Below are 22,253 nucleotides of genomic sequence, written 5' to 3'. Positions count from 1 at the left end.
TTTCTTCACATTATTGTGCCGCCGCTGCTAGATGAACGGATAAAGTAAGGTCGCTTTCCTCTCCCAACGCATTAGCGACAGGTCCAAAGCCCGGCAGATCATAACAAAAGCTCTGAATGTCTTCGTTTAAACCAGCATCCTGTATAAGACGGTGAGTTATCGCTACTCCGCCCTCATGCACTTCAATAACGCGATATGCAGGCACATCGAGACAAGCTGCGGTCTGTACGTAATGCCATTTACCTTGCTCCACGATGGAGTTCAAGTGATTATGTCCGCAGAAATAGATGCCTCCCTCTGGCCGACTGTTTAATATGCCCTTCAGTTCCTCCTGCGGACGGATGTACAGCTTATCGAGCGTCGAGCGCGCAGTCGTATCAAACACCGGATGATGGCCGAAGAGGAGCACTTGCTTCTCGCGCGAATCGGCAAGCTGCTCTTTAAGCCAATCCAGCTGCTCTTCGTCCAGCTCTCCTCCCCAATCTGTGCGGTTCATTTCCTGGGTAGTGTCCAGAAAAATCAATCTGGCGTGAGGCGTATCCATCGCCCGATAGCGCTCCTGACCTGTTAGCATGGAAATCTCATGTTTTGGCATCGAATACGTATCATGATTTCCCAGCACATGAATGAAGTTCCGTCCGCTTCCTGCAAGCATGGAAAACATCGAACGGAGTTCCTGATCCGTTCCTTCATGCGTCAAATCGCCAATCGAGACATGAACGTCCGCCTCCTCCTTCAGAAAAGCGTTAAGCATATGCTCGTATGCCCGGACTCTCGCTGCCTTCATTTCTTCGGTTCCATGACTCATGGTTGAATAGTGAAAATCACCAAGTAACGCAAGACGCATGCATGCCACCTCCACTTTTATTTTGGAACATTGCTGCTCAAGCTTTCTCCATCTCCAGCACCGTGGAATGCTTTGAATGATTCTGCTGCTCCATGATGCATTCATTCAAGGAAGGCCATATATAATCCGGAACGAAATCCGCTTTTCCGATATCCTCTCTTGTGGAGATGCCCGTAAGCACGAGGGCAGTCTTCATTCCATTCAGCTTTCCAAACAAAATGTCCGTCTCCAGCCGATCGCCGATCATGAGGCAGCTGCTGCGATCCACGTCCAGAAGCTGAAGCGACTTTTCTGCATAATAATTTGAAGGCTTGCCGATCATTACCGCTGCTTTCTGCTGGCTCGCCGCCTCGATCGAGCTCAGAATAGCTCCGGTGTCCGGAATAATGTCCCCTTGGACGGGACAGCAATTGTCCGGATTCGTTGCGAGCAGAACCGCTCCATGACGAACGGCTTTTGCCGCCAGATGGAGCTTATCGTAATGGAATTGCCGATCCATTCCGACCAACACATGCGTTGAACGGTACGGATCCTCGGAAAGGTTTATCCCCACTGCCCGAAGTTCTTCCTTTAGCGCCTCCTCCCCTACAACCAGCACCTTGGCATCCGGTGCATGCTCTACAAAATAAAGTCCGGATACGTAGCCTGCAGTCAAAATTTCATCAAGCTGGCACGAAACGCCCAAACCCAGCAGCCGCTTGTAGCAATCCTTCCTGGTATGAACGGAAGTATTTGTAAGGAACAGCAGACGTTTGCCGCGTGACCGCAAGCTGCTTAAAAAGCTCTTTACGCCAGGCAGCCTCATTTGGTCAATATAAATCGTTCCGTCTAAATCGAAGCAGTACGCATCGTACGCATATACATTCTCCATAATCATGCTCTTGCCCGCTCATACTGAGCCGGACATCTCCAATACGTCCATGAAGCCTTCCAGCTCGTCGGTACAGATCCAGACGGACGGATACTCCTGAAATTGTTTCATGACGGAAGACTCGTTGATGGTCCAAGCCATCAGTTGAATCCCCAGATCTTGACATCGCTGAATGTAGTGTTCGGTCACAAAGGCGTAGTGCATGGACAAAAACGTTGCCCCCATCTCCAAGGACCAGTCAAGAATAGCCTTTGAACCGCCAAAAGTGATGAGACCGATGCGTACATCGCGAGATAACTGCCTGATTCTCTCCAGGGCATCAAAATCAAACGACGTAATGACGACCTGATCCAGCATGTCGAATGCTTCGATAACTTCGAGCACCCTTTTCTCAAGCTCAGGGTAGTAGTCTCCCATCTGCTTCAGCTCAATGTTAAGTTGAATTTTACCCTTTAAGGCACGCAGCACTTCTTCCAGGGTTGGAATATGCTCATCCTGTTTCACTCTGAAAGATTGCAATTCCGAAGCCGTATAATCGACTACCCTGCCCGTTCCATTGGTCATGCGGTCCAGAGTATGGTCATGGATGACGACTGGAATTCCATCCTTGCTGAGATGAACGTCCAGTTCGAGATGCGAGAAGCCAAGCTCTACCGCCTTTAAAAAGGAAGACAACGTATTTTCAGCATATTTCTTTGGATAGCCGCGATGAGCAACTGCTTGAATGATCATGCTTCATTCCCTCCTGTTGTATTTTTTGGACAACACAAAAAACCCAGCAGCAAATCACCCTCCTTCAACATCAAGGTTGTAATTGATTTACTTACCACCGGGTTTTCTCGTCGTCTCCACCCAAGGATAAATGTATGAAATTAAATCCAGAATTTCTCATGCCCGATCGAAACAAAATCTGCGCCGCTCTTCAAGGCTTGCTGTATTTCTTCCTCATGCCGGATGAGGCCGCCCACGATCAAAGGCTGCGTGATACGTTCTTTGAGCTCTTGGATGACTCGGGGCATCAGTCCCGGCATCAGTTCAACCTCATTCGGTTTGTAGCTCATAATCATCCGCACGGCCGTCTCAATGGCTGCGGAATCGATCGCAAATATGCGTTGAATGCTTAATATGCCTGCCTGCTTTGCCGCAGAGACCGCATTGCTCTTCGTCGTCACGATCCCGTCCACTTTAAACACATCCGCAAGATATTGTATGGCAGAGGCATCTCGCCCAATCCCCGATACCATCTCGGTATGCACATAGACCTGTTTCCCGCTTTGATGCAGACTGTCTACGATTGTGCCCAGATTGGTAATGTTCCCTGTCATGAGAATCACTCGTTTTACATCGCTTGCTAAAGCTCGGGCAATTTGTTCGTCTACCGTGATGGAGGCGATGATCGGATAATTCTTCATGATTCAGTCCTCATTCCCTCGTTTGTCATAATGAATATTAAAGAGGAAGTATTCGTAATAAATCATCCCCGTGTAAACGGCGTATTAATTTTAGATCTATATGAACCGGCAAAAAACATGCACACGTTAACGGAGAGGCATAACCAATCTGGGATAAACTGCACTCGCAGTGGCCTTGTGTGACTGATTAGTGCGCTTTAGGGTCAGACTCATGCGTTTCACCCGATTTTGCCCTGAAACCTATGATAAAATAGTATATTTGAATGTGAAATTCAGAGTCGATGTCAATGAAAGGCGGATGTTCAACCATGTTCAATGTTGCAATCTGTGACGACGAGGAAAAACAAAGAGAGCTTGTAAAAACGATGCTGATCTCCCTATCTCTAAAAAGCAATATCGATTTCCAGATTACGTTGTTTGCATCCGGCGAACAGCTGGTCTCCCATTATCAAGACGTTGGGGACACGTTTCATATTCTCATCATGGATGTGGAAATGAGCGGGATGAACGGAATCCAGACGGCCAAAAAAATCCGAAATATGAAGCATTTGGATGTGCAGATCATGTTTTTGACCAGTTATCCGGAGTATATGGTGGAGAGTTTTGACGTGGTCACCTTTCAATATTTGATCAAACCGATCCAGCCTCATATCTTTGAAGAGAAAATGATTAAACTGTGCCAGTATTTTAAAGCGATGGACAAAAAGTTCGTGCTGATCAAATCTGACTATGAGGAATTGCTGTTGAAATACGATGATATTCTGTGGATTGAGGTCGTGAAGAGTTTAACGATCAAAAACAAATTGAATGTTGTAACCAAAGAAAATACCCATGTGAGCAAAGGCATTCTTTCCCATTATGCGGACGCTTTGAAAGACCATGGTTTTTTGCAAATACACCGCTCGATCATCATCAACCTGATGCATGTTCAGAAGTTTGCCGGCGCACAGGTCGTCATGCTAAATGGCACTGTGCTGCCTATTGGACGATCCAAAGTCAAAGAAGTCAAGGATGCCTACACCAAATTTATGATCATGAGGATTCAATGATATGGATGCTTATGTGTTTTTGTCCGTCATCGTCGTTCCCTTACTTATGGCATTTCAGGTGAATTTTTATTTCGATTCCGTGCTGGGCAAGCCCAAACGAAAGCCCCAAAGAGTCATTTATTTTATCGTATTCGTTGTACTGGGTAGTTTCTATCTGGGAACTTCATTTTCACCAGTCGTTTCGTCTGCTCTGGCTTTGCTGTTCATCTTCAGCCTGGCGCAATCCTATAAGGTCGAATTCATCATTAAACTTGCTTTTACCGTCCTGTATGCAGTGCTGCTCACAACGGTGAATTACATTGCGGTGTATATTATGAGTGCGCTGGACGCTACGGATTACACCATATGGGATCATTACAACCCGGAGAATCATTGGGTGTCCTCCAAAGTCATGCTGCTTGGCTGCAGCATGATGTTCGTTGTCATCCAGATCGTTCGTTTGATCGCCAAACGCAGAAGTTTCGCCATGCATTATCGGTATTATTTCTTGTTTCTGATCGTACCCACCATAACGATCTATCAGATCAATGTGGCCTCGAATTATAGTGAAAAAAACATATTTTATATCGTTTCCGTGCTAGGCTCCCTTTTTCTTAATGTGTTCATTGTATACGTATTCGATAATATGGTCGAAAAGGTTCAGCTCGCGCATGTAAATGCCCAGCTGCAGCGACAGATGGATTATCAGGATGCCAACTATGAGAAGACGGTGCACAGTTTCAAAAACGTGAAAAGCATCATCCATGATATCCATCAGCAGTTTCTGTACATTGAAGAATGTATCCAGCAAAACAAGCTTGATGCGGCAGGTGATCATATTAGACTTACGTTAAACAAAATTGAAGGAGCATACCAACGGGTAAACTCCGGCAATCTCGTGATCGATGCCCTTGTTACGAATACCCTTGCCGTGGGGCAAGCAAACGGGATCCGAATCGATACCCGAATCGGGCTTCATTCACAGCATGTGCACATCGATCGATATGATCTGTGCGTTGTGCTTGGCAATATGCTGGATAATGCCGTCGAGGCTTCCAAGAAAGTGAGGCAAGCTGAAGACCGATATATTCTGATCGCAATCCACTCCACTGCCTCTGCACTCGCCATCCAGATTATGAATCATGTGGAGCAACCATTAACTCACTTGAAGAGTGAGAAGCCCAATCCGGAGTATCATGGGATCGGCCTCACCAATATATCGAGGATGTGTGAGAAATATGGAGGACATATGAGTATCGAGAATCACCACCGGACATTCAATAACATGGTTGTGCTTCCTTTCCACACAAATCATCCCTGAACATGCCGTTCGGGGATTGTTTTTTTCCATTCAGGGTTCGTTAGCGCACGGTGTACCTCCTTCCGGATATGATGAATCTATCATACAAAAAGCACTTGAGGGAGGATGTTATGATGAAGAAACTGATCAGTATATTATGCACGGCGGTGCTTGTGATCACACCAATGACGGGCGTCATGGCCAAGACGAACCCAAACGCGACCGTTGAGGTGGCTGCCAACAGAATCGCTACGGATTTGCTGCAAAATTACGGTGTCACAAGTCTGCAATATGCCATTATGGATGAAGGAAAGATCATTTTGTCAGATGACGCGGGGCTTCACGACAAGGCATCACAGATCCCCGTGGACAAAGAGAGCATGTTCGGAATCGGCTCGGTGAGCAAAATGTACGTCACGACCGCTGCCATGATGCTGGTCGATTCCGGCAAAGTCGATCTGGACCAGCCTCTTACGACGTATATTAAAGACTTCGAGATGGCCGATTCTCGCTATACCCAAATCACGCCGCGCATGCTGATGAATCATTCTTCCGGTCTGTACGGCACGCACTATGGAAACAGCATGTTGTTTGATGATAATGACACCATGAATCATGATGAATTACTGCTCAAACTCAAGACGGAACAACTAAAGTCAGACCCGGGAGAGTATTCCGTTTATTGCAATGACGGTTTCCAGCTGCTTGAAATATTGGTTGAACGGGTGAGCGGGTTAAGCTACAGCGAATATATCGCCAAATTCATCAGCAATCCGCTGCAGTTGGAATCGACCAAGACACCGCTGGATTCATTCGACAGAGACCGGTTATCCGAGACGTATTGGCCAACGATCGAAACTAAACTGCCTGCCGAAAATGCCAATATCCTCGGCACAGGCGGAATCTACTCGACTGCAGAAGAATTAACCCGGTTTGCAGAAGTATTGATGGGGAACAGACCGGACATTCTGTCCGAATCCGCGGCAGAGTCCATGCAAAATCATGAATATCGTCAAGGAATCTGGGTGTCTGAAGAGAGAAATACGTTCAACTACGGTCTTGGCTGGGATGCCGTGGATCTGGCACCGTTCAGCGATTACGGCATTACTGCACTCACTAAAGGTGGAGACACCATGATGTATCATGCATCGTTAATCACGATCCCTGAACATGATATTTCGATGGCTGTTCTGTCCTCAGGCGGATCTTCCATCTACAACCAGATGTTTGCCAGCAAAGTTCTGCTCGAGGTACTGGAGGATCAGGACATCATTGATGAGATTCAGCCGGATCAGACATTCCCACCACCCGTGAAAGTGAACATGCCGGCGGAGTTGACTGCATATTCCGGTCTATATGGTACGGTAGGTACAACGCTGGATATAAACATCCAAAATGGCGAGATCAAACTGCCTGCCTTACAGGGAGGACTCATCCCGGAGCAAATTTATGTGTACACAGGTGAAGGACAATTTACGAGTCCCGATGGAAGTGTAAAGATTAGTTTCGAGAAAGAAAGCAACGACAAAGTGTACGTTAAAGTGCTGGCAAATATAACGTTACCCGGTCTGGGACAAACGGTGATGAATACTTATGATTATCAGAAATTGGAGCATCAAGCGCTGGATACAGCAACGAAAGAAAAGTGGGCTGCTCGCAACGGTTCGAAATATTACGCACTGGATGAAAAAATAACGTCGATCTTCTATCTGCTTCCTTCGATGCTGATCAAGAACCTGACCGTTGATGCAGAGAACGGCTACGCCAACGGCACACGAGTGGTTGATCCGAACTATGCAGAGAATGTCGCCCAGATTCCTGTGATGAACGGTAGAGATGCCTTCGATCTGCAGCTCTACACGAAGGGTGATACCGAGATTTTGATTCAGGATGGGCAGGAATATATTGCAGAGGATGCCATCGCTCCGATCTTCGCCGGGAAAACAGGAATCACTACCATTCCGGCAAACGGTCAAGCCCGGTGGTATGCGATTGACGCCCGCTCGGCGAACAAATCGTTAACGGTGGATGCTCCGGATCGCGGAGGTTATGCCGTTTATAACGCCGAAGGGGAAGTAGTTCACTTTTCCGTGGCAACCCATCAACAAACAACACAGCTTCCGGAAGGTGGTTTTATCGTTTTTGGCGGTGAAGCCGGAGATGTCTTCAACATCCATCTGAAATAAATGGAATGGATTAAACAATAAAGAGGAATTTTCATGAAGCGGCGACTTACTTCCGAAATTCAATCGGCTGGAGGTCGCCGAGTTTGTTTGGTCATCTGATCTAAAGATCTTAATCAATATCTGCAATAACCCATCGAGCTGAATCCCCCTCTTCTTTCTTTTTCCAAAAAACCATGGTGCTGCTGTATTCTTCGTCGTTCTCCTTCAGCTCAGTAACCATTACAACTGCCTGATAAAGCTTCTTTTGTTCTTGTATGGTAATGTCACTCATGGAGGTAACCTTCCGAACTTTGAGTGTTCCCATACCCGATATTGGCGCTTGAGGATCAATAAGGCTCATATACCCCTTTTCATCCTCTTCCCATATATAATGCAGGCGGGCATTCATTAATTTGACGATCTCCAGCTCGTCCCCTGTATAATTCGTTTCATCAAGGTAAACCGGCGGGATGTCTTCAGCTTCCTTGGCTTTTGTTAGTTCTTCTTCCTTTTGCTTGTTTTCCTCTTCAGTCACACTTTCCGTTACTGGAATCGTTGGCTTCTGTACCTCTTCACGGGTTGTTTTATCTTGACAAGCGATTAATAATGCAAATAATCCAAGCATAGCGGTAAGCTTTTTCAAGATCCCATCCCTCGCATTCTTTATTCGTGAGGTGCTTCATCATCTCCGGATGTTCCTACCCCCATTGACAACTCACTAACTAGTACTCAAGTTTTAGCGAGGTCCAAAGAAAAATAACCAATATAGCTGAAGGAATCGTGATGCCCATGATCAATGCGATATAGGGTAACGGTGTTTTTAGATAATTTTTAAATTCCCTATACTTCTCCTTGCTTTTTATCTTTGAATGGGTTTGCCTCTTAATACCTTCTACTATTTTTACGATTTCCTTTTCATCTAATTCTCGAATATCTTCCCACAATTTTATATACGTGTCTTCGTAGTTTTTATTGTAATTAATTGTTCATATCATGATCACTCCCAACATTTATATGGCGTATAGCGTTTATGTTTCGAATGAACAATATTATTTTAGGAGGAATCAAGATGAAGCGACTAATTTCTCTGTTGTTGATGTTAACTTTAGTTGTCGGTGCAGCGTCCGTTGCATCTGCTAAGGCCCCCTCTTTAAATGACCTCTCTTTTAAAGAGCGCGCGGCGTACATGTATAGTGATTCAATAAAAAAATCCGTATTAAATGTCTCGAAAAGCGGTAAGTTAACCACCACGACCTATAACTCCATTTATATTCCAGTAAAGGATGTCTTTAAAGCATCCGGAGTAAAGATGATGTGGGATGGAAAGAACAAAATAACTAAAATTATAAATCGAGGACAAGAACTCATTCTTAATTTCTCTGGAAAGGAAATCACGGCGAGTGAGAACCAAGTCGTTCTCCCTGAAGATTGGGTACAATTGAACGATGGAGTCTCGACTATTAATGCATTTGTCTTAGCGTACATCTTTGAAGAATATGCCGATGATTCGGATCAAGAAAGACTGGACTGGGCAGAGAAACTTGAATTTTTGGATATCAAACAAACGACGGGGATCCCAGGGGTCGATCGATATATGCATGTATTTGTTGAGTTTAACGATTAGAAGGACCATCGTTCATTGAACACTCCCACCACTTAGCCTTCGCTTGAAGTGGGGGATTCTTGGGTCATCGAACCTCTTGGTTCGAAGTGGACCAAGCGATCCCTGTGGTTCCCACAGTTCTCGGGCGATATGACGATCGATATGGCAACATCCTTAATGTTTCGGGCTGCATTGACATCCCGATCATGGAGGGTCTGGCAGGATGAGCACACCCATTGCCGTACCGAAAGATCTTTAACCCCTCGGTGTAGTGCTCCGCATACATGGCAGGTTTGACTTGTCGGAGCGAACGTATCCGCAATCTTGAGGGTGCGCCCGTACCATTCCGCTTTATACGTGAGCTGCCTTCTGAACTCACTCCAGGATGCATCGGCGATCCATTTGGCCAGCTTGTGATTCTTAAGCATGTTTGAAACTTTTAAGTCCTCGATACTGATCGTTTGGTTTTCACGAATCAGCTTGGTGGACAGCTTGTGCAAAAAGTCATGGCGGATATTCACCATTCTCTCGTGGATCAGGGCGACCTTCCGTTTGGCTTTTTGCCAATTAGAACCGTCTTTCGTACGCCGGGCCAGCCTCCGCTGCCAGCTCGCCAACTTCTTTTCATACCGGCTCCAGGCTTTCGGATGAGTATCCCGCATACCCTCGGAGGATACCGCAAACGTTTTAAGTCCCAGATCGATCCCTACCGACTTCTCATTATCCGGTAAGGGCTCTATCTCCACTTCACAGATGAGGGAAACAAAATACTTCCCCGCGGCATTTCGCCGTACCGTAGCCGAGAGAATGCGTCCTTCACAGAGGCGAGAGTTTGCAAACCGCAGCCACCCCAGCTTGGGGAGCTTCAGCCTATTTCCATTCACAGCGATATTTCCATTCGTATATCGGGTCGTGTAGCTTTGTACCGGATGTTTACGGTTTTTGAAACGCGGAGCCTGCGTCTGCTTCTTGAAAAAACGATCAAAGCTATCGGCTACATGCCGAACAGCCGATTGTAGAGCGATACTATCCGTTTTTTTCAACCAAGGATGTTCTTGCTTTAGATCTGGAAGCTGCGTGGCACAAGCATGGTACGACAAGCCCTTACCCGTGGCGGCAAACGTATCCTTCCATTGTCCCAGAAAATGGTTGAATACAAAACGGCAACATCCAAACATCTGATGGATTAGCTGCTGCTGTGCACGATTGGGGTAGATCCGATACTTGTATGCTTTATGGAAGAGCATGCCATACACCTCCGTTCCTTGCAGTTATTATAGCACATATGTTCGGTTCTGAATACCAAAAGATGGCGATTCATCCCCCACCTAAAGCTGACGCTTTTGAGGAGGGAGTCTTCTCGCCTTCAACGATAAAGCACTTTTAAATTCTTACATCTAAAACCTCTCCCTGTGTTGTTGGGAGAGGTTTTAGCATGTTTAGAATGAAATCATGTTGACCGAAACCACCCGTTTCCGTTCAAGCTTATAGGAGAACTACATTACTTTTCCATCGGGAGTGGCGTAAAGAGCAGATTGACCGGCAGGTTGCTTCCTGGCGCGGCAGAGAACAGAATCGTTACGCTTTCTCCAGAGGATCCTGTGCGGTAGAGAACGCTTTGTTCACTCGACGTGTTGACGGAAGTGCTGTTTTCAGCAATCTGCACAACCTGTCCGTTCACAAGAGCTACTCCAAAATATTTTCCTCCGCGAGGGTTAAAAGAGATTAGCGTACGCGGAGCGACATTGTTCAATGTGATTTTGTACAATACGCCAAAGTTGCCCGCATTGGATGCGTCTATGTAGGCCATTGGATCTTTTCCGACCAGATTCGGATCGCTCGCATTGTCGCCAAGCGGCAGGCGGGCTGGTTTGTCTCCCAATGGCTGATCGTACGTAATGATGCGAGTAGCATTCGGGTACGTTCCGCGGTTGTGCACGCCGTCACGATCAAGCACAGGCAGCATCGGCAGGGCTTCGAACGGATCTTTATTTTCTTCGACCATGATCACGTTATAGTCCAGTGGATAATCGCTGAATGCGTCCGAATAAAGTGAGATCACTTGTCCTTGTTTCATCGGAGTTTTATTGAGCTCGGTCAAAATCAGTTTGCTTTCTCCAGGTTGAATATACTCTTTCTTTTGATCGGACCCAGTCTGAATCGACTTGAACCATTTATCGATAGACAATTTCCCGGCTACGGTAGCATATGGAGTAGGTCCCGCAAAGCCCATATTTTGTTGTTCGAATACTGCCGGATATGGATTGTTATTCGTTGCGATAACATACATTTTTACTCTTTTGCCTGTATTGTTCACATGGTGAATCATGAAACGGGTCTGCCCCGTAGATGATTCTTTATATACTATGCCTTCCGTATTCACCGTTTCCGGGCTGTTGCTGCGGATCAGCAGGCTTGGCTCATCGGTGTACGTATAAGGCACTTTTTCCATAGAATGCACTTCCCCGCCGTTGAAGGCAAATTTCTGTCCGACCGGGGTGAAGAGTAAATTGAAATCGGATTGAGTATACAACGTCTCATCGGTTATGGTGATGACTTTGCTGTACGTGTCGGTTGCACCGTGTTTGTCCGTAACGGTAATGGTCACCGTTTTGGGACCCGGAACAAAGAATGCTAATGAGTTGTTCTCCCATTCCACTTCGTTGATAGCATTTTCATCATCCGTGCTTTGGTCGATATACGTGATTTTTTCACCCATCTTGTACTGTTCCTTGTCCGTCGTGAACATGGCTACTGGAGGAAGATTAGGCTTCAGAACTTCAATCGTCATCGAGTAGGGATCGCTCCATTGGCCGTTGGAATCCTGAACCTGATATGAAATCGTATATGTACCCGCCTGATCAAACGATTCCTGACGACCTGTCCAGCGTTCATCAACGATCTTCAGTCCATTTGGAGAACGATAAGAAGTTACATAGTCCACCTGATCGCCCGCAACAATTTCCTTTTGGGAAATCGTAAAACTTGCAACTGGTTTCGTATTTAGATTCAGCACAACCGTTTTAGCCGACTGATTCACTTTGTAAGTGATGTTCAGAGCTTGGGTAATCGAAGTTAACGGCACCATGAACGTATTTTTTTGCTGGTAAGCAGGGCCTTTCATCGTTCTGGACTCGCCATTCACGGTATAGACCTTGCTGTTGGTTTTGAATCGGAGCTCGTTATCACCACTGATGATGATCGTTTCCTTCGTTTTGCTGTCGTATTTGACCCCATATCCCACACGATCCACCAGTGCACGAATCGCAACATAGGATACACCGTTTTTTACAGTCATCGGCTGGCCAGCAAGATACGTTTTCCCGTCCTGCTCCATTTTGTTGCTATTCATGTACAAAGTCAGATCTCCGCCCGATGTTCCAGCAGCCTTTCCATTTGTAGCAGGCTGCTCGACTTGAGCAGGGGGCGCTTTCGTGTCGTCATCCTTTGAAGCTTCCGCAGCTCCTTCCTGCCCTGTGGAACTCTCCCCGGTTTGGTTCGTCGTTGTTTCTTCGCCAGTGGCAGTCGGGGTCGTATTGGTTGCAGGCGTAGTCCCCGTGTCTGTTAGTGTGGAAGCTTCCGTTCCTTTCTCAGTAGATGGAGCACTGGAGGATGCGTTGCTGCTTTTTGTCACCACTTCACTCTCGGCAAGCGGCTGCTCTTGCTTTATGACCTCCACCGATTCTACGTTGGCGGACTGCAAAGCTTCAACGTCGGCTTGACCCACCGATTGCGCATTCACCGAACCAACTGCAAATGCTTGAATAACAGCTAAAGCGGTAAAAATGGACATGTTCTTTTTCAGATTCATTTCTTGTCTTCGGCTCCTTCTGCTCACATGCAAATTTCATTCTTTCGAAAGTCATACTATTAAACGCCTGACTCCAAGGAAAAGTTACATAATATTTTGTATATTTTGGATCTATATAACCGCAATAATAAATCCCACCAGGCCACTACGAGTGCAGCACCATCTTCCGATCGCTGTTATCCCCAGATTTTTTTCATATTCCCTTTTTCAAAGGGAAAATCCGGTGATAAGCCTATGCTTCCGAAGCAGCTTTCTTTCAGAAAGCTTTTAGACCGCTTCGCTCCTTCAGATTGGTTCTGCCTCTCCATTAACGTGTGGATGTTTTTTGCGGTTTATATAACTTTGAAATTATACAGTTACACCAGGTGCCGTATATATTTATATTATCTATTAAATCCCCTATATTTTTCTCTTTAATAAAACAACTTCAAGTTATAATGTAAACAAATCCAATTATTGCATTAAAAAAAGAGATCCCTTTCTAAACAAGGAGGTGATACATATTATGAGCAGATCAATAAGGAAATGGCTTGCGTTTCTTGGCACGATTATGTTTGCTTCAGGTTTAGCCTTCATTATTATTGAAGAATTCGCTCCATACAAAACAATAGGTATCATTTTAATGGTTATTGGCATTGTAATCATTCTTATATCCAATTTCTATAAAGAAAAAAGAAGCCAGGACTGAGCTTGGCCTCTAATATCAAGGATCCTGCTCTTATGAGTGAGATTCTCCCCCCATTAGTTTTGTTTTTACGAAAACAGCTTAAAGACACTTTCAGTTTTTGGATTTCATGACAACTTCATATACGTTGGTGATTAATAGCAGTAACAGTCCTGGATACAATGTAAAGTACAGACTCTCTTTAGACAAAATTCCCATTGGAACAAGGGTTCCACAAATCATTAATATATAAGCGACAATTTTTAAAAATTTGGACATGACAAGTCCTCCATTCTCCAATTAAGCGAAGTCCGTGCGTTAAAATCCCACCTCCATACGTTTGGCAAATAACGCCAATGGATATTCCTTTTGGGAGATCACATTTTCCGTAATCTGTTTAATGACCTCTTTATCGCGCAGCTCCAGTAAATCTGGATCCAACAGGTCCGAAGGCTCGATCCACTTCGCATCAATGATCTCAGTTGCATTTAATTGGAGAGAACCACCGATGATTTTGCCAATAAAATGAAATAAAATCACCTGATGATTGGTACTGCTAATGAAATTATAAACACCTGTAGTGGCTGTAAGTTGGACATCGTAGCCGGTTTCTTCTTTTGCTTCTCTACATGCTGCCTCCAGAATATCTTCGCCATGCTCGATTCTCCCTGACGGAAAGTTCCAGGTATTTTTAACAGATGCTTTATTTTCTTGGATCATAAGAACCTGATCTTCATGTCGTATCGAAACACTCACAACCAACACAATTCCGTTTTGCGTCACGTTAAAAAACCTCCATAGTTAGAAATGAACACTATCACCAGTAGAACATATGTTCCGTTGGTTGTAAATGACTAAACTAGCACTCGTAAAGTAGCGGTTCGCTACTGCAGCGTCCCCTTCCTCATAAAAAAAGAAGCAAGTCTATAAGACCCGCTTCCCTTTAAATTCTTTTTGTTTTGACTACTTGCCCCTGTGCTTCTTCTTCGCCTTTTGAACTCTAAGCTGATATTTTCTTTCATTTTCTTCTAGAATTTGTTGGCGATTCTGCACTTTTCGCTGCAGTTTTCTGGATTCAAGGTCCAGCTTGATCGCTTCCTGAGCATGGCTGGATAAACCTCGTTGAGCAATCTCCTTAGAAGCCTGGCGAGCAAGTCTTTTCGGATTTACTCGGGTGCTTTTACGTCGTTTCGTATCCGTTCCTACCTTCGTAAGGCTCATCAATTCCATCATGTTCTTGCCAACGAACTCTAATATTTCCGAATCCCTCGGCTCGTTCCCGAAAATATGACGACAAGCTTTCAGACGTCCCTGCTCTTCCTGCTCAACCACACCAATCCAGTACTTACAACTTTCATCAAACAATACGGTAAGCTTCATACTTACTCCCCCTCAATTCATGCTGGAGTGATGGACATCCCGAGGGGGGAAGGTCACTGACACCAGGGCTATCCCAGTGCGACCGGACTACCAACCGATCTGTGTTTCTACACTCCTGTTAAAGTTATATCACATTTATCACCTTTGGTGAACCCTCCACGAATTGGCCCTTTAGTTGAAGAAGATTCGCTTCTGATGCTGAGGTAGAGTATAGTAGGAGTGGTTGAGAATATATTCCAGGAGGCCACAGCCATGTCAAAGGAAATCTGGATTAACCTGCCCGTCAAAGATGTTGAACGATCAACTGCCTTTTTCAATGAAATTGGATTTCATGCGGTTAGCGTTGGTAACGAGAGAGCCCAGCTTGTTATAGGCCAAACAACGATCCTGCTGTTCCCGGATGCAGCCTTTGAGAAATTTACAGGTTCAAAAACCGCAGATACTTCACATAGCGCAGAAGTGATATTTTCCATCGGCGCTGAAAGCAGAGAAGAAGTAGATGCCTTTATTCAAAACGTAGAGATTGCCGGGGGAAGCATCTTTGGCAGGCCGAGCGAAATTGACGGCTGGATGTATGGCGCGGGATTTGCCGACCTGGACGGCCACCGCTGGAACCTGCTGTACATGGATGAGCGTAAAATGCCGAAACGATAATATTGAAACGCCGGTAACCTGCTTAAGGGCACCGGCGTTTTATACTCCTTATCATTTCAATGCTGTAATTCAAATCAAAAACGTTGCTTATACCGGAAAAAACATAGACTTTGTGTGATGGATTAGTGCGGTTTCCTGGCTTATAGTTTTGACTGTTAATCAACGTTTGTCAGCAATCGGTAAATGACCGTCGCCGCTTGTGCGCGTGTGGTCTGACCGTTAGGGTCAAAGCGGCCATCCGCCATTCCGGCAATCAAACCGCCTTTTCGCACAGCTTCCACTGCTGCTAAAGACTCTGCCGAAAGATGCTCCAGATCGGCAAACGCCGCAGAAACTTCTCCTTCTCCGGTCGGTAACGCAACTTCCAAGCTGCTTGCAAGGCGATAAATCATGACCGCCATCTCTTCGCGCGTAATCGGTTCATGGACGCCAAAAGAGCCATCCGCTTTCCCTTTGACGATCCCGAGCTTTTGCGCACTAGCGATTGCGTCGCTATACCAGGCCCCTTCTTTAATATCGCTGAAGGTGGGAATTGCTGTTTCATCCAGCAGATCAAAGGTGTTCATCAACATGTTCAGGAACTCTGCCCGGGTTACTTGAGCCGCAGGATTGAAATGGCCTGCTTCCGTTCCCTGAATGGCTCCTCTGGCTGCAAGTGCTTCAATCGCCTCCACGGCCCAACTCACGTTGGTCAGATCGTTGAAGGCAACATTCACGCCAAGGACGCCAAACATACCGTTCTGTCGCATGTTGAACTCAAACATTTTTGACGTTTCATCATATTTTCCGCCAACCACAGCTTGGGCCGCTCCCGCATCGTTCAACGTAAAGGCAACCACCTGATGCCCCTTCATCCCTGCCTTCAAAGCATAAGGCATCGCTAACCTGAGTCCTTTACCATTTAACTCTTCCGCGGAGAGGCTTTTGCCGTCTGCATTCAGCGTAATGTTGGCAGCTGCTTCCGCTTCACGGAGTTTTCCTGCAGGTTCAGGCATCTCGGCAGGTTCTACAACTTCTACGATCAGCCCCAGATTATTGATATCCTTATACGTGGTCAGGAATCGATGCGGCACCGTCAATACGGTCGAACCTATTTCGATCCTCATACTCGTTAAGGACTTTGCAGCAATAAGCGCTTTCCACGGGATCTCTGCTTCGACTTGTTTTGCATCCGAGTCCGTTTGGATGACAATGGTTAACTTCCCGCCCTTCATATTTTCCAACGCTGCTTTAATCTCGCTGTCTGTGAGCTGGGCCTTGGCCTTGCCACCCTTGCCGGCAGCTGCTTTCACTTCGATTCTGCCTGGGCTCACCGCACCTGGCGTAGATTCTTTCGGATCCGTAGGCACAGGCGTTGGAACGGGTGCCGGAATTGGAGCCGATGGCGATGGACTTGGTGTCGGTGTCGGAGTGGGCGTTGGTGTTGGCGGCGGCAGCAGCTTTAACCCCTCCATGGCCGAAGCCAGCGCGCCAAGCGCAGCATCGATGTCTGCCTGTGAAGCGGTTCCGCTCGTCAGCCATTGTTCGGCAGATGCTATTTTTTCCGCCAGGTCCTTCCAGCTTGCCGCCGTGTACCGTTCCTGCTTCAACGCTTTTGCCTCGTTCAGCTTCGCTTCCAGCGCCGCTGTATTCACTGGCGGATTTACCGTGACCATGATGACGGTATACGTGTTCGACGTAATCAGGTCAGAAGCTGTTACCGTTACTTTGTATCCCGATTTCAAATCAATTGCCGTCGTAAGCCCATCGGACTCGTACACCGTAAATGTCACACTTGCAGGCACGGTCAGTCCTGCTTTGAGTTCCTCCAACGTCGTCGATTCGGGAACGACAATTTCCTTGGCCAACGGGTCCACCGAACCGCCCGGAATGTTGATCCCGCTAATGATTGCACTGTGTTCCTCTATGGGCTGCAATGCTTCAAAAGCTTCCAACAACGCTTTGTACGCCGAATCGATATCTCCCTCGGTCGAAGCGTCATTGTTGTACACGTCATCGGCCGTCCGCAAAGCCGCCTGCAACGTTTCCCATTGCTCCGGCGTGCCGACATAGTTCTCTTCGTTCACGGAAGGATCGGAAGCAGCATCGATCGCCGCTTTCAGGCGGGACTTATCGTATTTGACATAAATACGGCAGCTTGCTCTCAAGTCGCTTCCTTCCACGCTGCCAAGCACGACAAAATCGGTTGCGATGGACAGCTTGTTTTCCGGGATCTCATCCCACACGACGTTGACCCGCCCTTTCGTCTTGTCCGCATAGGTCACGGTGACTTGGGAAGGCAGTTCAGGCATGACGTTGATGGTCGTATTGACCGAAACCGGCTCTATGGCCGTAATCGCGCCATGGTCCGTTTGAGGTGCTTCTTCTCCCTCAGGTTTGGCCGAGATGGCCCGCCATTCCTTTAACCCGGTGTATACCGAACTGCTTTGATTTTTCATCGTTAAACGCAGTTTGTCGGTCGTAACTTCATTAAAGGTGACTTGGTTGAATTTCCCCTTTTCCATCTTCTTCTCGCTGAGTCCGCTAACAGGAACATACTCGCCCGAGGCTTGATCCCAATACTCGAAGTCGTAATCAGCCGGAACCTGTACGCCGCCACCATCATCATAAAAGTACATGGAGCTGCCGGAGAGGGTCACAGGGCTTTTCCACGTATACTCCACCCAATGACTCTGGCTTGGCGACCCCCAGTTTCCGTATTGGGTTTCGATCTCCTGGTTGCCGATGCTTCCTGGGACCAAAGGGATATATCCGTCATTTACCCCGTTCAAAGATTCCCATGCCGACGTATATGAAGCGCTGGGCGTAGCCAACAGAGCCGCATTGCGGTAACGAAGGCTCTCTTCTGCCAGGCGCAATCGATTCGTCATGGATTGCACTTCTTCAAGCGTGTAGTCATCTTTGGCAAGCAGCTCCTTGGCCTCCACCAGCGCTGCCTGCAGCGTCTGCCAAGAGTCTGGCGTGAAATCGTCGGCATTGCGGACAAGCTTGCCCTGAGGCGATACCCGGTCCGCAAACTTGGCAATAGTCCCGGACAACTCAGCCGTCGCTACGTATACCGTGATAGGCACTTCGACCTTCGTGACGTTGTCTCCGTCGCTGACGCTCAATTCGTAGCGATATTCGCCCACCGCGCCGAATGTGGCATTCAGCGTTGCCTGGTCCAGCGCCTCGACCTGCACTGCATCGGCGTCGCCCGAAACCAGATTCCATGCATACGTCAACCGCCCGCTCGGCAGACCGTCATCTGTAATGATGGGCGCCAGCTTCAACGGGGCTCCTTGCTCCACGGTCACCGGCATGTCCAGCTGTACCTTGGGCGACAGATTTTCCGAAGGGGTTACGTTCAGTTGATTGTTGTAGATCTGAATTTCCTTAATGCCTGTCGAATAGCCCGAGGCATGCGTAAAATGGACTCGGATGGCGGCCGTGTTCACCGCATTGAATTCAACATTGTTGTAATTTGCGGCCACATAGTCCGGATAACGGAATTGCCCCTCTACAGGCTTCCATGTGGTGCCGTCCGCATCCAGGTATTCCACACCGAACGTTTGCGGGGCAGCATACCCGTTGGGCCGCCGATCATTATAGAAGTACACTTTGACGTTATCCACCGTTTGGGTTCCATCGAATTGGAACGTGACCGAATCGGACGGATTCGGCGATCCGCCGAACAACGCCGTATTCGACGTATGGTTCATCGAGGCAATCGTGGACCCGTCTGCCAGTCGGTTCACATTCGAATTACTATGAATATAACTGGATTCCACCGTCGTTCCGGGCGCTGTCGCCAGGTTTACACCGTTGTGCACCACGTCAACGCCGGCTTTATTAAACATGTCCACTGCTTTTTCATTATCTCCAATTGAAGTGTCATCTGCCGAAGCCAGTTGAACAGCGCTGCCCTTTTCATAAATGACATTGGTGTTTGTGTTGTCTCCAACAGCTCCTGGCACGTCACCATCGGGTTTTTCCACCTTGCCCGTCGCCGTATCAAAAATGATATGCGACATTTCATCCGTGGTCATGACACGTTCGCCATTAATGAACAGCGAGTATCCGACAGGGATGTCCTTATAGTATGGATCGCTGTCGCTATACTTGGCCGGGTCCTGCCACACAATGGACAGATTGGCATCATGATAACGTACATTGTCCACGGCGAAATGGTCATACTTGATGCCGAGCGGCCACAGCTCGATTTTATCGTCTGCTCGTGGCTGCAGGCCTGCCATATCCTCCATGACGGAATAATTCATCATGCCCAGCGTATCATGGTGAATCCACGCCCGCACCATCTTGCCGCTTGGATTCGGCGGATTTTCCGGCGTCCAAGGCGTGCCGAAGAAATAATCCTCCAACCAGAAAAACTCGTTGGAATCCAGGTGATCGGTATTGCCCGGTTCAACCGTGTGCAGCCAAGCCCCCCAGTCAAACAACGTTTTGTACGTGTCGCTGTTGATGTTTTCCACCGGGTAATGGCGTAAGGAAGCGCGAATGGTGTTAATGTAGTTCCCGAAGTTGCACCAAGCGAACTGGTCGGTGCCGAATGCGCTTGTCTCTCCTTTCCGGAAGGCCTCCACGCGTTTCATGATACTGTGCTGATCTGCCGTGAAGAACGGGAAAATCGGATAATAGTTCGGATCTCCATAGTCGGACAACTGGGTCAAGTATTTGGATTCATACCCTTGCTCGCCTTCTTTCGGCACCACGCCGAAGTTAAACACAAACATGTTGTTGTCACGCCACGGATTGAATACGTCTTGTTGATTGATAACTTTTTTGTGCAAAAAACTGCCTTCCCCGTTCGTATCGGCCTTGCCGTCGCCGTCAAAATCCGCCTGGTCAAACCACATGTTGTTCAGGATCGCATTTCGAATCCGCTGCGCAACCTCTTCCATACGTTTGGCGTTCGCGTCATCCCCGAGCTGTTCGTACATTTGCTGCGTCGCTACCGCATTCGCATATGCTGTAGAAGAACCGTCCAACCGGGCATAGTTTCCGTTTCCTTTCCAGTGCATGGATACTGTGTCCCCGTCATTGCCGGTAATCGGCCCGTGATTGTAATAAACCAGATCGGGGTTGGTCCCCCGGAAATGATTCAGTGTGCCTGTCACGTCGTTTGCCGAGAAATCGGCGAATTTTTTCAGCACCTTTTCTCCGCCGCCATAAATTTTATAGGCTTCCCAGCCCACTTGCGACGTGTTCTGCATCATATCCCATGTCCAGATATTCGGGCGTCCCGGATTGTTTTTGTAGTTGGCGTTTTCGGAATACTCACCCTGGGCTAACCATGTCCCGTACGCATAAGACGGATCGCGCAGCCACTTCAAATCCTGCAGCACCCAAGGCACGCTGACCGTAATTCCGTTGTTATAACCGAGCACGCCTTCCATGTTCATCGGAAATTGCCAGTCGTTGCCGGGAATGTTGGCTTCCAGCAAATTGAAGCGATTGGACCACCAACGGTAATACAGTACCTTTTTCACGTTTTCGTCCGGAATATCGATATAGGGGATATTTTGCGCCCACCATTCGTTGTACTCCTTTACCTGGTCGCTGAAAGCCTTTTCATTATTACTTGCTTTAAAAGCAGCATACTGCGTTTTCGAGGCCGGGATTTCGTCCGCCAACCACCCCATGACCACCTTCTCGTCCACCGAACCGCCTGCAGGAACCGTAATTTCTTTGACCAAATCATTACCGACAGGCATCATGCCGTCCCCGCTCAAATGCACGTCGACATGGGACATCGCTTCCACGTATTTTTCTCCGGCACGTCCAACCATGATTGGAGCAGCCACCCGTTTGCCGATCAATTCGTCTCCCTCGGTGTCGGTTACGAATGGGGATTTAACGGTCATCGTTAACGTAATTGGCGCATTACCGTTGTTGGTTAACTTCAGCAAAGTAACGGCGCTGTTTGAAGAGGTAATGAATTTACGCTGGTTGATGTCCAGTCCGCCGCTTGTGTAGGTCTGGTCCGCGTGGCTCGGATAATTTTTGCGCGCAGCCTTGTTTTCCACGACGGCTCCTGTAGACAGGGTAATGTTATACATCGTGTCCTTGTTGAGGGTATCCGCATAATGTACCTGTCCGACAAAACCGAGCTGCCGGTTGTCCTGCGTTTTCATATACAGCGCGCTCCCGCGGCTGAACAGCGTGTTGGCACTGCCATCATCGTTGTTGTCGTCCGGGATGACACCCTCGTTTACCAGCAATTGGTCGAGCCAAGGCAGATCGGCATGATCGGCGGCGAATTGGTCAAAATCAAAATTTTCGATCGCCTTCATCATCTGGCCGACGGTGGCTTGGCTGAAATCTACGGGCTCACCCACGATCCGATTATTCTTCCACGCTGCTTCGCCGTAGTCAGTGCCTACGCCTTCATGGACGAAGTCTGTCGTATAATTTGCCGACGCAGGCACGATGCCCGTATTCAAGGTTACGACGGTGGCCAAGGCGGCCACCCACATTTTCGTTGCCCATTTCCTCTTCTTTGTCGCCATTGCTTCGTC

The 22,253-nt window shown here is 47.5% G+C and carries 16 protein-coding genes; 6 read left to right on the top strand and 10 right to left on the bottom strand.

The window, feature by feature from the left end; translation table 11 throughout:
* Nucleotides 1-10 precede the first annotated feature (10 nt).
* From RSX24_RS08110 to RSX24_RS08095, 4 genes are all read right to left on the bottom strand, one after another.
* The gene (locus tag RSX24_RS08110; protein WP_343260230.1) at nt 11-847 is read right to left on the bottom strand and encodes a metallophosphoesterase family protein; all 837 of its coding nucleotides are present in this window, start codon (nt 845-847) and stop codon (nt 11-13) included.
* 37 nt (nt 848-884) lie between these two features.
* Nucleotides 885-1,724, bottom strand: a complete 840-nt coding sequence (locus RSX24_RS08105; RefSeq protein WP_343260229.1) for an HAD-IIA family hydrolase — start codon at nt 1,722-1,724, stop codon at nt 885-887.
* Between the two features lie 12 nt (nt 1,725-1,736).
* Nucleotides 1,737-2,450, bottom strand: coding sequence for a glycerophosphodiester phosphodiesterase (locus RSX24_RS08100; RefSeq protein ID WP_343260228.1), 714 nt, complete (start codon nt 2,448-2,450; stop codon nt 1,737-1,739).
* Nucleotides 2,451-2,590: 140 nt separating this feature from the next.
* Complete coding sequence (locus RSX24_RS08095) at nt 2,591-3,130, bottom strand: glycerol-3-phosphate responsive antiterminator (RefSeq protein ID WP_343260227.1); 540 nt, start codon at nt 3,128-3,130, stop codon at nt 2,591-2,593.
* Nucleotides 3,131-3,438: 308 nt separating this feature from the next.
* On the opposite strand from RSX24_RS08095, the gene RSX24_RS08090 reads away from it, so the two are divergent.
* The 3 genes from RSX24_RS08090 to RSX24_RS08080 all read left to right on the top strand — a co-directional run bounded on the left by RSX24_RS08090 (nt 3,439) and on the right by RSX24_RS08080 (nt 7,644).
* On the top strand, nt 3,439-4,179 hold the full coding sequence (locus tag RSX24_RS08090) for a LytR/AlgR family response regulator transcription factor (RefSeq protein ID WP_343260226.1): 741 nt from the start codon (nt 3,439-3,441) through the stop codon (nt 4,177-4,179).
* 1 nt (nt 4,180) lies between these two features.
* Entirely contained in the window at nt 4,181-5,479 is a 1,299-nt protein-coding gene (locus tag RSX24_RS08085; RefSeq protein WP_343260225.1) for an ATP-binding protein, read from the top strand.
* A gap of 113 nt (nt 5,480-5,592) precedes the next feature.
* On the top strand, nt 5,593-7,644 hold the full coding sequence (locus tag RSX24_RS08080; protein ID WP_343260498.1) for a serine hydrolase domain-containing protein: 2,052 nt from the start codon (nt 5,593-5,595) through the stop codon (nt 7,642-7,644).
* Between the two features lie 109 nt (nt 7,645-7,753).
* Here RSX24_RS08080 and RSX24_RS08075 read toward each other — a convergent pair whose 3' ends face one another.
* Nucleotides 7,754-8,266 (bottom strand): hypothetical protein, encoded by a 513-nt coding sequence (locus RSX24_RS08075; protein WP_343260224.1) that lies wholly within the window; start codon nt 8,264-8,266, stop codon nt 7,754-7,756.
* A gap of 426 nt (nt 8,267-8,692) precedes the next feature.
* Between RSX24_RS08075 and RSX24_RS08070 the strand changes: the two genes are divergently transcribed.
* Nucleotides 8,693-9,247 (top strand): stalk domain-containing protein, encoded by a 555-nt coding sequence (locus tag RSX24_RS08070; RefSeq protein ID WP_339272670.1) that lies wholly within the window; start codon nt 8,693-8,695, stop codon nt 9,245-9,247.
* 32 nt (nt 9,248-9,279) lie between these two features.
* On the opposite strand, the gene tnpB is transcribed toward RSX24_RS08070, so the two are convergent.
* Nucleotides 9,280-10,473: an IS200/IS605 family element RNA-guided endonuclease TnpB gene (gene tnpB / locus RSX24_RS08065; RefSeq protein ID WP_343260223.1), complete on the bottom strand. Its 1,194-nt coding sequence runs from the start codon at nt 10,471-10,473 to the stop codon at nt 9,280-9,282.
* Nucleotides 10,474-10,727: 254 nt separating this feature from the next.
* Nucleotides 10,728-13,037 (bottom strand): stalk domain-containing protein, encoded by a 2,310-nt coding sequence (locus RSX24_RS08060; protein WP_343260222.1) that lies wholly within the window; start codon nt 13,035-13,037, stop codon nt 10,728-10,730.
* Between the two features lie 505 nt (nt 13,038-13,542).
* Here RSX24_RS08060 and RSX24_RS08055 point away from each other — a divergent pair.
* Entirely contained in the window at nt 13,543-13,725 is a 183-nt protein-coding gene (locus RSX24_RS08055; RefSeq protein ID WP_339272680.1) for a hypothetical protein, read from the top strand.
* A 294-nt stretch (nt 13,726-14,019) separates the two neighbouring features.
* Here RSX24_RS08055 and RSX24_RS08050 read toward each other — a convergent pair whose 3' ends face one another.
* On the bottom strand, nt 14,020-14,484 hold the full coding sequence (locus RSX24_RS08050; RefSeq protein WP_343260221.1) for an NUDIX hydrolase: 465 nt from the start codon (nt 14,482-14,484) through the stop codon (nt 14,020-14,022).
* A gap of 180 nt (nt 14,485-14,664) precedes the next feature.
* Nucleotides 14,665-15,081 (bottom strand): YjdF family protein, encoded by a 417-nt coding sequence (locus tag RSX24_RS08045; protein ID WP_236412414.1) that lies wholly within the window; start codon nt 15,079-15,081, stop codon nt 14,665-14,667.
* 252 nt (nt 15,082-15,333) lie between these two features.
* Here RSX24_RS08045 and RSX24_RS08040 point away from each other — a divergent pair, with 252 nt between their 5' ends.
* Nucleotides 15,334-15,735 (top strand): VOC family protein, encoded by a 402-nt coding sequence (locus tag RSX24_RS08040; protein WP_236412413.1) that lies wholly within the window; start codon nt 15,334-15,336, stop codon nt 15,733-15,735.
* Between the two features lie 155 nt (nt 15,736-15,890).
* Here the strand turns inward: RSX24_RS08040 and RSX24_RS08035 are convergent, their stop codons facing one another.
* The gene (locus tag RSX24_RS08035; protein WP_343260220.1) at nt 15,891-22,244 is read right to left on the bottom strand and encodes an S-layer homology domain-containing protein; all 6,354 of its coding nucleotides are present in this window, start codon (nt 22,242-22,244) and stop codon (nt 15,891-15,893) included.
* Nucleotides 22,245-22,253 lie beyond the last annotated feature (9 nt).

This window comes from Paenibacillus hubeiensis (genome assembly GCF_032334105.1).
GTDB lineage: Bacteria > Bacillota > Bacilli > Paenibacillales > Paenibacillaceae > Paenibacillus > Paenibacillus hubeiensis.
The sequence above is the reverse complement of the archived record's forward strand: the minus strand, read 5'-3'. Positions and strand labels throughout refer to the sequence as shown.

Excerpts from the sequence above, each read along its gene's own strand:
- RSX24_RS08110 (WP_343260230.1), bottom strand. The coding sequence starts at position 847 with ATGCGTCTTGCGTTACTTGGTGATTTTCACTATTCAACCATGAGTCAT.
- RSX24_RS08105 (WP_343260229.1), bottom strand. The coding sequence starts at position 1,724 with ATGATTATGGAGAATGTATATGCGTACGATGCGTACTGCTTCGATTTA.
- RSX24_RS08100 (WP_343260228.1), bottom strand. The coding sequence starts at position 2,450 with ATGATCATTCAAGCAGTTGCTCATCGCGGCTATCCAAAGAAATATGCT.
- RSX24_RS08095 (WP_343260227.1), bottom strand. The coding sequence starts at position 3,130 with ATGAAGAATTATCCGATCATCGCCTCCATCACGGTAGACGAACAAATT.
- RSX24_RS08090 (WP_343260226.1), top strand. The coding sequence starts at position 3,439 with ATGTTCAATGTTGCAATCTGTGACGACGAGGAAAAACAAAGAGAGCTT.
- RSX24_RS08085 (WP_343260225.1), top strand. The coding sequence starts at position 4,181 with ATGGATGCTTATGTGTTTTTGTCCGTCATCGTCGTTCCCTTACTTATG.
- RSX24_RS08080 (WP_343260498.1), top strand. The coding sequence starts at position 5,593 with ATGAAGAAACTGATCAGTATATTATGCACGGCGGTGCTTGTGATCACA.
- RSX24_RS08070 (WP_339272670.1), top strand. The coding sequence starts at position 8,693 with ATGAAGCGACTAATTTCTCTGTTGTTGATGTTAACTTTAGTTGTCGGT.
- tnpB (WP_343260223.1), bottom strand. The coding sequence starts at position 10,473 with ATGCTCTTCCATAAAGCATACAAGTATCGGATCTACCCCAATCGTGCA.
- RSX24_RS08060 (WP_343260222.1), bottom strand. The coding sequence starts at position 13,037 with ATGAATCTGAAAAAGAACATGTCCATTTTTACCGCTTTAGCTGTTATT.
- RSX24_RS08055 (WP_339272680.1), top strand. The coding sequence starts at position 13,543 with ATGAGCAGATCAATAAGGAAATGGCTTGCGTTTCTTGGCACGATTATG.
- RSX24_RS08045 (WP_236412414.1), bottom strand. The coding sequence starts at position 15,081 with ATGAAGCTTACCGTATTGTTTGATGAAAGTTGTAAGTACTGGATTGGT.
- RSX24_RS08040 (WP_236412413.1), top strand. The coding sequence starts at position 15,334 with ATGTCAAAGGAAATCTGGATTAACCTGCCCGTCAAAGATGTTGAACGA.
- RSX24_RS08035 (WP_343260220.1), bottom strand. The coding sequence starts at position 22,244 with ATGGCGACAAAGAAGAGGAAATGGGCAACGAAAATGTGGGTGGCCGCC.